The sequence below is a fragment of the Deinococcus hopiensis KR-140 genome, from assembly GCF_900176165.1.
GTDB lineage: Bacteria > Deinococcota > Deinococci > Deinococcales > Deinococcaceae > Deinococcus > Deinococcus hopiensis.
On the sequence record NZ_FWWU01000009.1, the window covers coordinates 1,207,257 to 1,221,011 of the forward strand.

Annotated in this window: 15 protein-coding genes and 1 pseudogene; 11 read left to right on the forward strand and 5 right to left on the reverse strand. The window is 63.9% G+C overall.

The genetic code is table 11. The features are described from left to right. Positions 1-17 precede the first annotated feature (17 nt). Both rpsB and B9A95_RS37250 read right to left on the reverse strand, forming a co-directional pair. The gene (gene rpsB, locus B9A95_RS19430) at positions 18-815 is read right to left on the reverse strand and encodes a 30S ribosomal protein S2 (RefSeq protein ID WP_084048791.1); all 798 of its coding nucleotides are present in this window, start codon (positions 813-815) and stop codon (positions 18-20) included. Positions 816-1,031: 216 nt separating this feature from the next. After that, positions 1,032-1,813 (reverse strand): annotated as a pseudogene (locus B9A95_RS37250) (aminoglycoside phosphotransferase family protein). Positions 1,814-1,896: 83 nt separating this feature from the next. On the opposite strand from B9A95_RS37250, the gene B9A95_RS19440 reads away from it, so the two are divergent. The 9 genes from B9A95_RS19440 (at position 1,897) to B9A95_RS32515 (ending at position 11,462) form a co-directional block, all read left to right on the forward strand. Next, positions 1,897-2,733 carry an undecaprenyl-diphosphate phosphatase gene (locus B9A95_RS19440; RefSeq protein ID WP_084048792.1) on the forward strand — a complete coding sequence of 279 codons (837 nt, stop codon included), beginning with the start codon at positions 1,897-1,899 and terminating at the stop codon, positions 2,731-2,733. A gap of 121 nt (positions 2,734-2,854) precedes the next feature. Further along, on the forward strand, positions 2,855-3,211 hold the full coding sequence (locus B9A95_RS19445; RefSeq protein WP_084048793.1) for an NUDIX domain-containing protein: 357 nt from the start codon (positions 2,855-2,857) through the stop codon (positions 3,209-3,211). A 36-nt stretch (positions 3,212-3,247) separates the two neighbouring features. Then, on the forward strand, positions 3,248-4,252 hold the full coding sequence (locus B9A95_RS19450) for a heme-dependent oxidative N-demethylase subunit alpha family protein (protein WP_084048794.1): 1,005 nt from the start codon (positions 3,248-3,250) through the stop codon (positions 4,250-4,252). A 35-nt stretch (positions 4,253-4,287) separates the two neighbouring features. Continuing rightward, positions 4,288-4,740, forward strand: coding sequence for a guanyl-specific ribonuclease (locus B9A95_RS19455; protein WP_245808389.1), 453 nt, complete (start codon positions 4,288-4,290; stop codon positions 4,738-4,740). Then, positions 4,737-5,135 carry a barstar family protein gene (locus B9A95_RS19460; RefSeq protein WP_084048796.1) on the forward strand — a complete coding sequence of 133 codons (399 nt, stop codon included), beginning with the start codon at positions 4,737-4,739 and terminating at the stop codon, positions 5,133-5,135. Before B9A95_RS19455 ends, B9A95_RS19460 begins: the two co-directional genes overlap by 4 nt. A 261-nt stretch (positions 5,136-5,396) precedes the next feature. Next, positions 5,397-6,410, forward strand: a complete 1,014-nt coding sequence (gene tsaD / locus B9A95_RS19465) for a tRNA (adenosine(37)-N6)-threonylcarbamoyltransferase complex transferase subunit TsaD (RefSeq protein ID WP_084050847.1) — start codon at positions 5,397-5,399, stop codon at positions 6,408-6,410. 518 nt (positions 6,411-6,928) lie between these two features. Then, the gene (gene secA, locus B9A95_RS19470) at positions 6,929-9,538 is read left to right on the forward strand and encodes a preprotein translocase subunit SecA (protein ID WP_084048797.1); all 2,610 of its coding nucleotides are present in this window, start codon (positions 6,929-6,931) and stop codon (positions 9,536-9,538) included. 1,384 nt (positions 9,539-10,922) lie between these two features. Continuing rightward, a complete protein-coding gene (locus B9A95_RS35595; protein WP_084048798.1) occupies positions 10,923-11,129 on the forward strand; it encodes a hypothetical protein in 207 nt (68 codons plus the stop codon). A 12-nt stretch (positions 11,130-11,141) separates the two neighbouring features. Further along, positions 11,142-11,462 (forward strand): hypothetical protein, encoded by a 321-nt coding sequence (locus B9A95_RS32515; RefSeq protein WP_139806896.1) that lies wholly within the window; start codon positions 11,142-11,144, stop codon positions 11,460-11,462. Positions 11,463-11,785: 323 nt separating this feature from the next. On the opposite strand, the gene B9A95_RS19480 is transcribed toward B9A95_RS32515, so the two are convergent. Beyond that, positions 11,786-12,244, reverse strand: coding sequence for a hypothetical protein (locus tag B9A95_RS19480; RefSeq protein ID WP_084048799.1), 459 nt, complete (start codon positions 12,242-12,244; stop codon positions 11,786-11,788). 79 nt (positions 12,245-12,323) lie between these two features. Further along, positions 12,324-12,500: a hypothetical protein gene (locus tag B9A95_RS33970; protein ID WP_170928717.1), complete on the reverse strand. Its 177-nt coding sequence runs from the start codon at positions 12,498-12,500 to the stop codon at positions 12,324-12,326. Between the two features lie 50 nt (positions 12,501-12,550). Here B9A95_RS33970 and B9A95_RS33975 point away from each other — a divergent pair, with 50 nt between their 5' ends. Then, positions 12,551-12,715 carry a hypothetical protein gene (locus tag B9A95_RS33975; protein WP_170928718.1) on the forward strand — a complete coding sequence of 55 codons (165 nt, stop codon included), beginning with the start codon at positions 12,551-12,553 and terminating at the stop codon, positions 12,713-12,715. Beyond that, positions 12,693-12,893: a hypothetical protein gene (locus tag B9A95_RS32520; RefSeq protein ID WP_139806897.1), complete on the forward strand. Its 201-nt coding sequence runs from the start codon at positions 12,693-12,695 to the stop codon at positions 12,891-12,893. The genes B9A95_RS33975 and B9A95_RS32520 overlap by 23 nt, the downstream gene beginning before the upstream one ends. Before the next feature lie 397 nt (positions 12,894-13,290). Here the strand turns inward: B9A95_RS32520 and B9A95_RS19485 are convergent, their stop codons facing one another. After that, on the reverse strand, positions 13,291-13,704 hold the full coding sequence (locus B9A95_RS19485) for a response regulator (RefSeq protein ID WP_084048800.1): 414 nt from the start codon (positions 13,702-13,704) through the stop codon (positions 13,291-13,293). Positions 13,705-13,755: the final 51 nt, after the last annotated feature.

Sequence of the window (13,755 nt, forward strand, 5' to 3'; positions counted from 1 at the left end):
ATGCCTGGTGGGCGGGATTAGCCTGCGCGGCCTTGGCTGCTGGTCAGCTGGGCCGTGTCGCCCTCGCCGCCCTGCTCGGCCGCCGCGATGTCCGCGTTGCCGCCTTCCACGCGCTCGCCGCTTACGTCCTCGCCGCCACCGCGCGCTTCCACCACAAGGTCACCGATGCGGTGCGCGATCAGCTGGATGGAGCGGATGGCGTCGTCGTTGCCGGGCACGATGTAGTCGATGACATCGGGGTCCGAGTCGGTGTCGGCCAGGGCGATCACGGGAATCCCGAGCTTGTTGGCCTCCTGCACGGCGATGACTTCCTTGGTGGGGTCCACCACGAAGATCGCGTCGGGCAGGCGGGTCATCTTGCGGATGCCGCCGACAAAGCGCAGCAGGCGCTCGCGCTCACTGCCCAGGGCAATGCGCTCAGCCTTGGGGCGGTCGTTGATGCGGCCCGACTCGAACAAGTCGTCGAGTTCATTGAGCCGGTCGATGCGGGTGCGCATGGTACGGAAGTTGGTGAGCATGCCGCCAAGCCAGCGGCTGGTCACGAAGGGCATCCCGGTGCGGCGGGCTTCGAGCTCCACGATTTCCTGAGCTTGCTTCTTGGTGCCCACAAACAGGATGACGCCGCCGCGCTCAGACAGGTCCTTGATGTAATCGAAGGAACGGTCGATCTGCTTGAGGGTCTTTTGCAGGTCGATGATGAAAATACCGTTGCGCTCGGCAAAGATGAACCGCTTGAACTTGGGGTTCCAGCGCTTGGTCTCGTGGCCGAAGTGGACGCCCGCTTCGAGCAGCTGCTTCATGGAAATGTACGACACGGTTGACTCCTGAACGTTGATCGGGAAAAAGTTTGCCGTCCTCGCGCCAGCCTCGCGCCACTCCCTGTTGCCAGGTTCTGCACTTTTGCGGCCAGGCCCGCGTGCGACGTTCCAGCACGCGCGGGCAGGGGTCACGGGGGCACCCAAACGTGGAGTATAGCAGGTGGTGGGGCAATCGGTGGCGGGTTGCGCGGGGCTTGCACAGGAGGGAGGGCGTCAGCGGTGGAGCGCTGCCGTTGCGATCTGCGCGACTTCCAGCGTCGCCTCCGCCTGTTCCCGCTCACCTGCCTGCAAATGCCACGCCGCTGATAAGCCTGCGTAGGCCAGAATCCATTGCAGCAGGTGCGAACGGTCCAGCCCCGCCTCCTGCGACGCCACGTCCGCCTGCCGGGCGAGGCGTCCGGGCGTGGCGGCCACTTCCAGGCCGGGATTGCAGAAGATGTTGGCGTAGTCGTAGCCCCGCTCTCCTGTCAGTCCCTTGGGATCAATGGCAAGCCAGCCCCGCTCGCGGCTGTGCAGAACGTTGCCTGAATGTCGCCGTGCAGGACGCGAACATCCTGTTGTTTCCGCAGAAGGCTCAGGGCCGTTTCCAGGGCGTGGGCCAGCACGCCGCCCACGCCTGGCGCCATCTCCTCCAGCCCCCGGAACCAGCGCTCCAGGGAAGGCAGTTCGGGCCCCGGCCACGTCCCGTTCCGGTGCAGCGCGCCTGCCAACCGGCAAAGAATCCGCGTCGCCTCGTCGTCGCGCCCGGCGCTCACCATCTCGGTCAGTGAAAAATTGCCCTCCACCCGCTCCAGCAATACCGCTTCGGCGTCGTGCTGCCAGACCCGCGCTGCGCCCGCACCATCCCACCAGGCCATCACCGCGTTGCCCGTCTTCTCCTCCTCACCCCGCGCGATTTCGAGCATGGCCGCCTGGCCCCCATACCGCACGGGCAGGAGGTCACTGCTGCGGGTGTAAATGGGCAGACCGTCGGAGACGAGGTGCCAGCGCTGCATATACGGGTGGAAGGTCACCCCGCCAGTCTCCACCTTTGGAATGAGTCTGAGCGCCCTCCCGAAGTGTTAGGCTCGCGCGAGTTATGGATTCGCTTTACGCCATTATCCTGGGAATCGTCGAGGGCATCACCGAATTCCTGCCAATCAGTTCGACGGGGCACCTGATCGTGGCGGGCGAACTGCTGCGGGGAATGCAGGCCCATCCGTGGAGCAAGGACATGCGCGACGCCTTCGAGGTGATTATCCAGGGCGGCGCGATCCTGGCGGTGCTGGTGTACTACTGGAAAGACTTCCTGAAAATTGGCACCATCGGCCGGGACCCCACCCAGCGGAAGCTCTGGACGAGCGTACTGGTGGGCTGCATTCCCGCCGTGATTCTGGGCGCGCTGTTTGGCTCCAAGATCAAGCACTTCCTGTTCACGCCCAGTGTGGTGGCCTGGGCACTGATCGTGGGCGGCGTGCTGATCTGGCTGGTGGAAAGCCGCAAGGTCACGCCCACCGTCCACCGCATCGAGGAGATCACGCCCGTCAAGGCGCTGGGCATCGGTGCGGTGCAGTGCCTCGCGCTGCTGTGGCCCGGCTTCTCGCGCAGCGCCAGCTCGATCCTCGGTGGCATGATGCTGGGGTTGGACCGGCCTGCCGCCACGCAGCTGAGTTTTTACCTGGGCTTTATCACCCTGGGCGGCGCGTCGCTGCTGGACCTGATTAAGAGTCGGCACGTGTTGGGGGAGATCGGCGCGGTGAACATGTTGCTCGGTATCGGCGTGAGCTTCGTGGTGGCGTACCTGTCCATCGGCTGGCTGCTGCGTTTCGTCTCCACCAACAACTTCAAGCCCTTTGCGATTTACCGGGTCATCGTGGGCGTGATTCTCCTGGTGCTGATCGCGGCGGGTGTGCTGAGCAACGGGAATATGGCCTGACAGCGCGAAGGGCCGAGGGCAGAAGGACCTGAGTGCTTCGCGCTGAGGAACGCGCGCTGCCCGGTCAGGACCTCCCGCGCGTTGCCGTGGGGTCCGCCCCGGTGCACGGAAGGGGGGGGGGTTGCTGCTGCTCCGCCTGCATAGCGGGCAGTGGACCCTGCCGGGCGCTCACCTCATGCCCGGCGAGAGTCTGGAGGGAGCCGCCCGCCGCGAAACGCAGGAGACGGGGCCCAAACCGCTGGGTCTGGCGCGCTCGGCCGTGGTGTCAGGGCCAGGGGCCTTCGTGCCGGAAGGGGAGAGGTGCAGCGGCTGCGTCACGGCCATGTTCCGGGCCAGCCGCTTCTCCGGCGAGCTGGGGGTAGGTAACGGGAGTTACGGATGTAAGGCGGTTTCTGTCCGCAGGGACCACTTCGACGGTTCGGACCATCGCCCCTGTACTCCGGTCAAGCAGAGGCGTTCCTTTGCGGACAGCGCTTGAAGAGCCCCGCTGGCTACGCTCTGCGACAATACGTCCGTGTTCTCTCGCTCCCCGACGAGATACCGCCCCTTCATTGACGGCAAATACGCCGTCTCAGCCGGGTTGTACCGGTTGGGGGCACAACCGGTTCCCTGGCTGGAGGTTCCCGCCCCGGAACACCACACCTTCGCCTTTGACCGGGACTACGGGCGGTTCGCAGCGAGTAAGGCGGCTGCCCACCATCGGGCACCGCACGAATACGCGGGTGAGGCGGGGTTGACGCCGGACTTGCGCGAAGCGGCCCTCGACTTCATCTCCCGGACCCTCGCCGCCGAGAGTGACGGCGTGGTGACCTGGGACGGGCGGACCTTGCGCAATGAGGCGTTGGGCTGGTCCGCCGAGCTCGGCGTGCGTTGGGGCAGTGTGGAGGGCCTGAAGCGCTTCGGTGGACCGTTCGCTCCTCTCGTCCGGAACGTGGTGCCGCTGAACGCCCTCGACTTCTTGGGGCTTAACGCTCAGGAAGACCTGGCGATCATCGCCCGTGATCCCGCCACCGGGCACGACTGGCTGGCCGCCACGCACGTGCTCTCGCCGCAGCACTGGGACCCACGCGACAAACTGGGGCGGGACTTTGTGGCCGTGCATAGGCCCGTTGCCGGAAGCGGCCCGATGAACGCCACCGCGCCCCGGTTGGTGGACGCGGTGATCTCGCGCGGACCTTTTGTGCGCTTTGCCTGGGGCATCAGCGTCACAGACCGGCTGGACCACCACCCGGCGGCCCCTCCCGACGGGGACCGGGCCGCCTCCACCCGCTTTGATCCCGGCGCCGCCTTCTTGCGCGTCGAGCGGCAGACGCTGACGGGTTTTCCCGCTGCGGGGGGCGCGCTCTTCACCATCCGTCCCCTGACGACGCCGCTGCGGGAAGCGGTGGCCGAGCCAGTCCACGCCTCCGCCCTGGCCGCGGCCCTGCGAACGATGATGCCCGAACAGGCGGCGTACAAGGGGCTGGAGGGCTTGCTGCCGGACCTGCTGGCCTGGCTGGATGAACGGGGCGAAGGCTAAAGGGTCCGTCAGGCCCTGCGCCTTACACTCCAGGCGTGAACGTTCGCCTTTTCCTCGGTCGTGGTGTGCCCACCCTCCTGCTGGGAGCGGTGCTGTTCGCCTGTGATGTACCGGCGGGCAGCACCTCGACGGGTGGGCGCGAAACGCCAATCCGTCCGGAGGCGAGGGCCACCTCACTCGCCCGTGACCCGGCCAGTGGTCTCGCCTTCGTCGCGGTCCGCGGGTTGCCGCCTGAGGGCCAGCGCACACTGAAGCTCATTCGCGCGGGTGGTCCCTTTCCCTACCGCAAGGACGGCGTGACCTTCGGCAACCGCGAGGGCGTGTTGCCGCAGCGGCCCCGGGGCGGGTACCGCGAATACACGGTGCCAACGCCCGGCGAGGGGAACCGGGGCGCGCGGCGGATCGTGTGCGCAGCGCTCAACCCTGCGGACCGCGAGTGCTACTACACCGCCGATCATTACGCCACCTTCCGGAGAATTCGTCCGTGATTCACGTTTTTGCGCAGGCGCCTCAGGGCATTCAGACCGCGCCGCACGACGCCCGCATCCTGGCCGCCGGGCATCAGGTGGCCTTGCGCGAGGTGGACCTCTCCCAGGTGCACGGCAAGGAAAGCCTGATGCTCGCCTTTTTGCGCGGCCTGTCACTGTCGGGTAACTTCGGCCACAACTGGGACGCCCTGTATGACGTACTGACCGACTCCGACGCCTGTCCCGCGCGCTTTGCTCTGGTGCTGTGCGACTACGGGCATTTCCGCACGCGTCACCGCCACCTCGCCGCTCCGCTGGAGGGCGTGCTGATCGACGCCCAGCGCGAGGCCGCTGGGCAGGGCCGCTCACTCTGGCTGCTGGCGGAGGAGCCGGATTCGGACACGGCGCACTGGTAGGCACTCTTCGGCCCGGTGCAGAACCGCGGCGCAGCCCGTGCACCCGCGGGGGGGCACCTGGTACACACCGTTCAGACTTCCGTTTGTGCCAGCCCTGTGTCCGGCAGGAGCAGTCGCAAGTCGGCAGGGCGAGCGGTTCAGCGGCTGGGGGCTTGACGCAAACGCACGGTCGGGGAACGCCTCGAGATTGCCGCCACTCCACCTGGAGAAGGTGCTGCCCGGCCTCGGCCCTTGGGCTTGGCCCTGCTACACTTCCCCGCGATGAGCGCACCGCGTCCCCGGTACATCCTCGGCATCGACACTTCCTGCGACGACACGGGCGTGGGCGTGGTGGAGTTGCTTCTGGGCGGCGGGGTGCAGGTGCGGGCCAACCGGGTGTGGTCCCAGACCGTTCACGCGCAGTACGGCGGCGTGATGCCCGAACTGGCGAGTCGCGAGCATGTGGAGCGTATCGACGCGGTGATGGGGGACGCGCTGGCCGACGCCGGATTACGCGTGGAAGACATCGGCGCAGTGGCCACGACCTCCGGCCCCGGCTTGATGGGAGCGCTGCTGGTGGGCCTAATGTACGGCAAAGGCCTTGCGCAGGCGCTGGACGTGCCCTTCTACGCCGCGCACCACCTGGAGGGCCATATCTACGCGGCGGCAAGCGAGGCGGAGTTGCGCGCGCCGTACCTCGCCCTCGTGGTCAGCGGCGGACACACCCATCTTTTCGACGTGCCGCGCGAGGGCGAATACGTGCTCGTCGGGGCCACGCGCGACGACGCGGCGGGTGAGGCCTTCGACAAAATCGCCCGGCTGGCGGGGTTGGGCTACCCCGGTGGCCCGGCCATCAGTGAGGCGGCGACACGTGGGAACCCGGACGCCGTGCCCTTCAAGGAACCCCTGCAGGGGCAAAAAGGCTTCGATTTTTCCTTTAGTGGCCTGAAGACGGCGGCGCTGCTGGCGCACAAGGCAGGGGCGACACCCGAAGACCTGGCAGCGGGGTTCGAGCGGGCGGCCGTGCGTGTGCTGGTTAAAACTGCGCTGCGGGCCGCGCAAGCGTATGGACGGGAAACGGTGGTGGTGTCCGGCGGTGTGGCCGCGAACCGGGCGCTGCGCAAAGCGTTTGCGGCCAGCCCGGTGCGGGCAGTCTTTCCCGGCAAGGGCCTGAACACCGACAACGGCGCAATGATCGCTCTGGCGGGAGCCGCCGCCATTCAGGCGGGCCGCCTGCCCAGCTCGCTCACTGAGGGCGCGGTGGCGTATGCCCCCCTGGCGAACCCTCAGCCCTAAGCAGCCCCCACCAGCAAGCCCAGAGAGGCCGCCTGGGCGATTGGCGTCCTTGCTCCCGCCACCCCACGCCGAGGGGGAGGCCGAGCCGAGGACGGAGCAGGAGCGCCGCCACGTCCCACCCGACCAGCAAGGTCCAGAAGGACGTTGGCCCCCAGCGGTGCCCAGGTGTAGGGCCGCCAGCCGCCCCGCACCACGTCTGATCAGGATTGCGGTTCATCCGTGATGAAATAACGGGCCGAGCGGCGCGAGCAGGAAAAGCGGTGACGGAGAGGCGTGGAAGCACCGAAGCGGATGTAATGGATGATCCGGAAACCGTATGAGGCGTGCCGCAGCCTCCACCACGAGAAAGCAGAGGGCCGCGAACCGCATGGGACAGGAGGCAAAACGTTGCGTTCCCGCAAAGCAACCGCCTTCGGCCAACTCCCATCAACCCTTAGCCCGCTCCGCTCAAGTTGCTTACGCCGGTCTCACTGAACCCTGTCAGCCCGCTTCCTCATGGCGCGCTATACTCGGCTGTCATGTTCCGTGTCCTGAACAAAGTGTTCGATACCAACCAGCGCGATGTCCAGCGCATCATCAAAACGGTGGTGCAGCCGGTGAACGCGCTGGAAGAAGAGATGAAAAGCGTCGAGAATCTCGCCGAGGCCTTTATGGCCCTTCGCAAGCGCGTGCAGGAGGGAGGCGAGACGCTCGACGACGTGATCGTGCCCGCCTTCGCCCTGATCCGGGAGGCGGGCCGACGTTCCATCGGGAAGCGGCACTACGACGTGCAGCTGATCGGCGGCGCGGCGCTCCACCAGGGCCGCATCGCGGAGATGCGCACCGGCGAGGGCAAGACGCTGGTGGCAACGCTCGCGCTGGCCCTCAATGCGCTCGAGGGCAAGGGCTGTCACCTCGTGACCGTCAATGATTACCTCGCCCGCGTTGGTATGGAGGAGATGGGGCTGCTGTACCGTACGCTGGGCCTCACCGTCGGCCTCGCCAACCGGGATTTGCAGCCCTTTCAGAAGCAGGAAGCCTACGCCTGCGACATCACCTACGTCACCAACAGCGAGCTGGGCTTCGACTATCTGCGCGACAACATGGCGCAGAGCCGCGAACAGCTCGTGCTGCGCGCCGATACGCCGCTGCACTTTGCCATCGTGGACGAGGTGGACTCGATCCTGATCGACGAGGCGCGCACGCCGCTGATTATCTCGGGGGCCGCCGAGAAGGCAACGGACCAGTACTACGTGTTCGCCAAGCTGATCCGCCGCCTGCAACGCGGTGAACCCGCCGAGCCCGGCAAACGTGCGGAGCCCACCGGCGACTACACCATCGACGAGAAGGGCAAGCAGGTCCACATGACCGAGGCGGGCATCTCCAAGATCGAGCGCCTGCTCTCCATCCCGGACCTCTACAGCCCCGAGAACATGGACAAGGCGCACATGATCACCCAGGCGGTCCGCGCCCGGGAACTGTACCAGCGCGAGAAGGACTACATCGTGAACGCGGACGGTGAGGTCATTATCATCGACGAGTTCACGGGCCGCTCCATGCCCGGCCGCCGCTACGGCGAAGGGCTGCACCAGGCCATTGAGGCCAAAGAGGGCGTCAAGATCGAGAACGAGAACCAGACGCTCGCCACCATCACGTATCAGAACTTCTTCCGCCTCTACGCCAAGTTCGCCGGGATGACGGGCACGGCCAAGACCGAGGAAAAGGAATTTCTCGACATCTACGGCAGCGACGTGCTGGTAATCCCCACCAACAAGCCCATCTTGCGTCAGGACGCCGACGATCTGGTGTACCGCACGCGCCTGGGCAAGTACAACGCTGTGGTGCAGGAAGTTCAACAGATGCACGTCACGGGCCGCCCCATCCTGATCGGCACGGCCAGCATCGACACGTCCGAGCAGCTCAGCGAACTGCTGAAGGCCGCGGACATCCCCCACTCGGTCCTGAACGCCAAGTACGAGGCGCAGGAGGCGAGCATCATCGCGCAGGCGGGGCGGTCGGGCACCGTTACCATCGCCACCAACATGGCCGGGCGCGGCACCGACATCATGCTCGGCGGCAACGCCGAGTACGTGCTGGGCGAGGCCATTGAACAGCATTTCGGCCTCAACCGCTTCGAGCCCACGGCCGAGGCGTTTATCAAGGCGATCAGCCGGCAGGACCCGGCAGCTGAGGCGCTTGGGATGCAGATTCCCGGCATGGTGCCCGACTTTATTCGTCAGGCACAGCAGCTCCAGGCCGAAACGGTGGCGGACCGCGCCCGGGTGCAGGAACTCGGCGGGCTGCACATTGTCGGCACCGAGCGCCATGAGTCGCGCCGCATCGACAACCAGCTGCGTGGACGCGCAGGCCGTCAGGGAGATCCGGGCAGCAGCCGCTTTTACGTCTCGTTCGAGGACGAGCTGATGCGCCTGTTTGCCAATGACCGCGTGGTCGGCATGATGGACAAGCTGGGCATGGACGACTCGCAGCCCATTGAGGCCAAGATGGTCACTGGGGCCATCGAGCGCGCGCAGGCGCGGGTGGAAGACCGAAACTTCGGCATCCGCAAGCAGCTGCTGGAGTTCGACAACGTGATGAGCAAGCAGCGCGACACCATCTACGCCCAGCGCCGTGAGGTGCTGCTCGGGCCCGACGAGGATGTCGAGGAAAGCACCGAGGGCATGGTGGCCGACTTCACCGAGATGCAGCTCGCGTACTACGCGCCCATTGACCAGGCTCCCGAGAGCTGGGACCTCGAAACGCTGAAGGCCAACCTCACCGACGCCGTGCCTGCCCTGGAGGAGTACGACTTCGAGGCGCTGCGTAGCCTGGCCCCAGCGGATGTCCACGCCCACGTGCTGACCGCCGTGGCCGACGCCTTCGACGCCCGCCGCGAGGAACTCAGCCCCACCATGATGAACAGCATGAGCCGCTACGTGCTGCTGCAGGTGGTGGACCAGCACTGGAAAGAACACCTGCACGGCATGGACGTACTCAGGCAGGGCATCGGCCTGCGTGGTTACGGCCAGCGCGACCCCTTCACGGAATACAAGTTCGAGGCGACGAACATGTTCAACGACATGATCGACAACATCAAGGGCGAGGTCACCAAGTTCCTGTTCAGGATGGCGTTTTCCCAGGCAGGTTAAAACCAGTGCCAAAACCTCGAGGCCCAAGAAGCCCGGGGCACGTTCAGGGCGGCAATTTCCACGTTGCCGCCCTTTCGTATGGTGAGCTGCACGTCCAATTCCTCCAGCAACGCGGATGGGCCTCAGGTTCTGTCGGGGCGAGAGCAGGCAGCAGTGGCGTTGAGGCTGGAGTGGCGGTTCAAGCCGCCAGTTTCGCACGAGAGCAATTCTCCCCCGTGCGCATTCAAGTTCGCTTGCTCTACCCGGTCAAAAAGAAGTCCTCTTTTTGCCAAATGCTCTAAACAAGAACTTCTGTGGCAGATCCACCTGGAGTTGCTCCAATGTGCGGCCATTCGCGGCCCGAAACGGGAATTGCAGCGTTGTGCTGTTGCCCTGCGGTAACTGCCCTGGGGTCTCAGGCTGAAGAGCCCCAACGACATCTGTCCGAGTGACCGCCGTCAAGCTGTCGTCATTGCCGAGAAACACGTTGCAGGTGTTGTTGTACCGCACGCTGGTATCGGCGCGAGGGTTGTGCTGGTGCCGTTGCTGGGCTGTACCAGCAGGTGATAGACCGGCCCGGTACCACCAGTCGGATCGATGATTGCCTCAACCTCGGTGACGCGCAGACGCCAGATTCCATTAAAAAGCGCTTCGTTTAGGCAGTCCGTGACGCTGGCCTGTTGGCCGGGCCACTGACGACGGTACCGTTCACGCTGACAGTTTGTCCAGCGACGCTGACGGGTCCTGGCGGCGAAGGCCGCTGAAAGGAGAGAAAGCGGTAAGCCGCCACTTAGGTTTTGAGCAGGAAGCTGTTCAGGGGCTCAGGGTAAGAGCAGAGCCATCAAAAGGACGTCGAAGATGCGGCAAGCACGAGGAGGTGCGGCAGCGCCCGACGAAGCCGGAGTCGGTGATGAACAGTTGTTCAAGGACGAAGACCTGAACCGACAAGCGTCCGTTTGCGCCGCTCTGGGGAACTGGGGTGGTTCCATTTACTCTTCATCCAATACGCCATTTGGGGCCTGCGTAGATAAAGAAAAATCCCATCCAAAACAGCAACGGTGCAACCTTCTGCTCTCGGCTGCACTGAGGTGCTGTGCTCTTCTCATGAGTGCCCACTCCCCGCCGCTCAGAGCGCTCACTGCTTCTTGAAGCGCGTTGCTAGGCTGGAGACGCCCGAGAGGCGGCAAACAGTCTCTCTGCCCATCCAAAATCCGTAGAATGCGCTCCTGGAGGCCCTGCGCCGCCTTGAGCCAATTATCAAAAGGAGCGTATAAGAGTCGGGAAAACGACTCTTCAGATTCCTCTGGTGCAACGGAAAAATCAGATTGTCCTTTGTGAAGGGCTCTTTAGGCGTATAGCTGATCTCCCTGTGGGTATCGCCCTACGGTGAGCGCAGGAGGTACATATGACTGGACCTTACAACCGCCCTCCCGTCCCAGCAACTGAACCTACAGATGTTCCCGCGCCACTTCCTGAGCAGATGCCGGGTGGAGATGACACGGGCCCGGTGATGGACCCACCCATAAATCCAGATACCCCTGGTCTGCCCGTCCCAAGCCCCATGGAGAACCCTGACACTCCTGGGCTCCCCATGCCCGTTCCAGCGATGTAGGAGCCGATCTCGATGAGCCGTTTCGTATTGGTAGGGCGCTGGTTTGGCGAAGTGGGCGACCTTAATCGTGTGTTTCGGGGTGTGGTGGAAGAGCCTGCGGACACTGGGCTTGAGATCGGTCATCCCGTAAGTGTGACGTTCGATATGGGGACCCCAACGGTCCGCGTGACGTCACCTCAGGCCCATGGGCGCTACAGCCTGGAGGGGATGCCATCTACAGATTTCGTACTGGTGAGTTTTCTTTGTCAAGACCGGCAGGTGGGTGGAGAAGCCCGGCTGGAGGAAGAGGAGCAACGTTGGGGTGGTGAAATCTACAGGGGGGCTTCAGACTGAGGCCGCAGCTCCCGTCGAGTCGGGAGTGACGCAATAGGGCATTTGTCAAAAAGATGACTTCTTTTTGATCGAACAGAACGAGCTTGAATGTGCATTGGGGAGAATGGATCTGTGAGGGGTGCCCTTCCTCACCTGCGCAGCGCAATTCAGACAAATGCTCTAAACGGCAAAAGCCCCCGCTGAACAAGGCGGGGGATTGTTGTCAAGAGGTGTGTTGTCATCACGAGGGTTTTTGGGTACGGCGACCAATTCGAGGGCCTCGAGGAGTGTCTTCCCGTCCTCGAGTATGCGCCGGGTCTGGCAAGAGCAAAACGTATGGTGATTTATTTGCGGAGGATCACGTCTGCGTGTGTGTAGAGAGTGCCGCCCCTTGCACTCCCTTGGAACGCAACCATACAAACAAAATCTGCTCGGCGTACCGCGCTGGAGGAATTCTGGAAATCCACCACGCCCTTCAGGTAATACACGCCACCCTGCACCAGGTATTCGGGCTTCGTTACTTGCGAGAACTTGGTTATCCGGGGCGTCTTCAGGTTGTCTTTCGTTTCTGCCTGGCAGGCATGCACGAGGTCTTGCGGCGTGGGTACGGTCTTCACGCTTTTGACGCCGATGTACGGATACTGCTTCTCAATGAAGGTGTAGTGGAGGACCGCCGCCAGTTTCTCGCTACGGACAAGTTTTATACCAGCCGCTCCGACGTTGGCAGGCGTGATCTTGAGGGATTTCTGAGCACCTGCACTGACAGCAGCGATGGCGACCAGTAGGGCTAGAGTTGTCCGCATGCCCTCACATTACGTCTTTGCGCGAACAGGAGTGGCACAACGTGCCGCAGCAGGTGTGATGAACGAAGCCCACACCGCGTTAGGACGCCTTCTCGTACTCGTCAGGAATTTTGGTGCTCACGATGTGCTGTACGCCGTCCTCAAACTTGGCGAGAACATTTGCGGGCTTGCCGCCGGACTGGGGAGGATCAGCACGCGGCAGCTGCGGCCCTCCATGCGCCAATGGGAGCGGCGAGGGGAGGGCGTCATGCGTCATTACCTGCTGCGCGAGCAAGCGCGAGCGCTGGCCACTCAGGAAGCCCCATCGTGCATCTCCCGATTCCCTGGAAGCAGCTGTGGGTCAACGGGAGGCAGATGGACCCTGCGACAGCTCGGCTGGACGGGGACACCATCACGCTGCCCTGTGGCACCCACGAGATCGACAAGCGCACGCAGCTAGGGGAGCTGTATGTCACGCCGCGCACTCTCTGAGAAGCCACTTCAGAGGCTGCAGCTCGTCCTTGTGCCTGGCACCACTGGAGAGCTCTACACGCTGGTGCCGGTCACAACGGGCTTCTACGTGATTCTGGTGGTCTACCTCTCACTGGACGCCCACTTCACCGGCCGGGAAGGGCCGGCCATGACCGGGGAACTGCTAATGGTTCGGTAGAGTGGTCTGATAGAGAAGTAGGCTGGGAGATAAGTTTCCCTCCGTAACGTAGATAGTGCAGTCCCAACGCGAAGCCAAAAGGACCCATTCAATTCCCGAAGTACCTCTCAGACCATTAGATCGTCAATGCGTTGTACTTAGCTCTGATAGGGAGAGCCTCTCCAGCAGTGGTTGAGAGGTCAACGTAAACCACCCCTGGGAAGATCAAAAAAACGCGTCATCACTTGGCTTGCCGCAACCCTCCCAAATTCCACGTGCCGCCCGGTAAGCGGGGGAGACGCGGCGCAGGTCACGCGGGTACTGCGCTGCATCCCAGGCGACGAGAAGCGCGCAGGTGCGGCTTGCCAAGCAGCGGGGTGCGGGGAGGCGCGATGTCACGCTCCCCCTTGCGCACCCGCTACGGGTGCGCGATGCGGCTCTTTTGCCAGAAGTCCAGGAAGGTTTCGATCTGGGCCACGAAGTCCTCGAAAATGGGGGCCTTGACGAGATACGAGTTGGCGTGCAGCGTGTAGGCGGCCTGTACGTCGTTCTCGGCGTTGGAGGTGGACAGCATCACCACCGGCAGCAGGGCCAGCTTGGGATCGGCCTTGATCGCTTCGAGCACCTGCAGTCCGCTCATGCCCGGCATGTTCACGTCCAGCAGCACTACATCAGGCTTCACCTTCTGGTGCCGCAGCATTCTGAGGGCTTCCGCGCCGCTCGACACGCAGGTAAGCACGCAATCGGGGCGCAGTTGCTGAAACGCTTCTGCGGCCAGGAGCTGATCTCCCACGCTGTCATCGACGAGCAGGAAACGTAAGGGGAGGTCCATATCCCTTTACTTAGCAAAAAAAGGGCGTGGGTGTCTGTGCTGTAGTCGTGT

What these genes read in the sequence shown, in the direction of transcription:
- tsaD (WP_084050847.1), top strand. Translation starts at nt 5,397, where the DNA reads ATGAGCGCACCGCGTCCCCGGTACATCCTCGGCATCGACACTTCCTGC.
- B9A95_RS33970 (WP_170928717.1), bottom strand. Translation starts at nt 12,500, where the DNA reads ATGACGCATGACGCCCTCCCCTCGCCGCTCCCATTGGCGCATGGAGGG.
- B9A95_RS19480 (WP_084048799.1), bottom strand. Translation starts at nt 12,244, where the DNA reads ATGCGGACAACTCTAGCCCTACTGGTCGCCATCGCTGCTGTCAGTGCA.
- B9A95_RS32515 (WP_139806896.1), top strand. Translation starts at nt 11,142, where the DNA reads ATGAGCCGTTTCGTATTGGTAGGGCGCTGGTTTGGCGAAGTGGGCGAC.
- B9A95_RS32520 (WP_139806897.1), top strand. Translation starts at nt 12,693, where the DNA reads ATGTCACGCCGCGCACTCTCTGAGAAGCCACTTCAGAGGCTGCAGCTC.
- B9A95_RS35595 (WP_084048798.1), top strand. Translation starts at nt 10,923, where the DNA reads ATGACTGGACCTTACAACCGCCCTCCCGTCCCAGCAACTGAACCTACA.
- secA (WP_084048797.1), top strand. Translation starts at nt 6,929, where the DNA reads ATGTTCCGTGTCCTGAACAAAGTGTTCGATACCAACCAGCGCGATGTC.
- B9A95_RS19440 (WP_084048792.1), top strand. Translation starts at nt 1,897, where the DNA reads ATGGATTCGCTTTACGCCATTATCCTGGGAATCGTCGAGGGCATCACC.
- B9A95_RS19485 (WP_084048800.1), bottom strand. Translation starts at nt 13,704, where the DNA reads ATGGACCTCCCCTTACGTTTCCTGCTCGTCGATGACAGCGTGGGAGAT.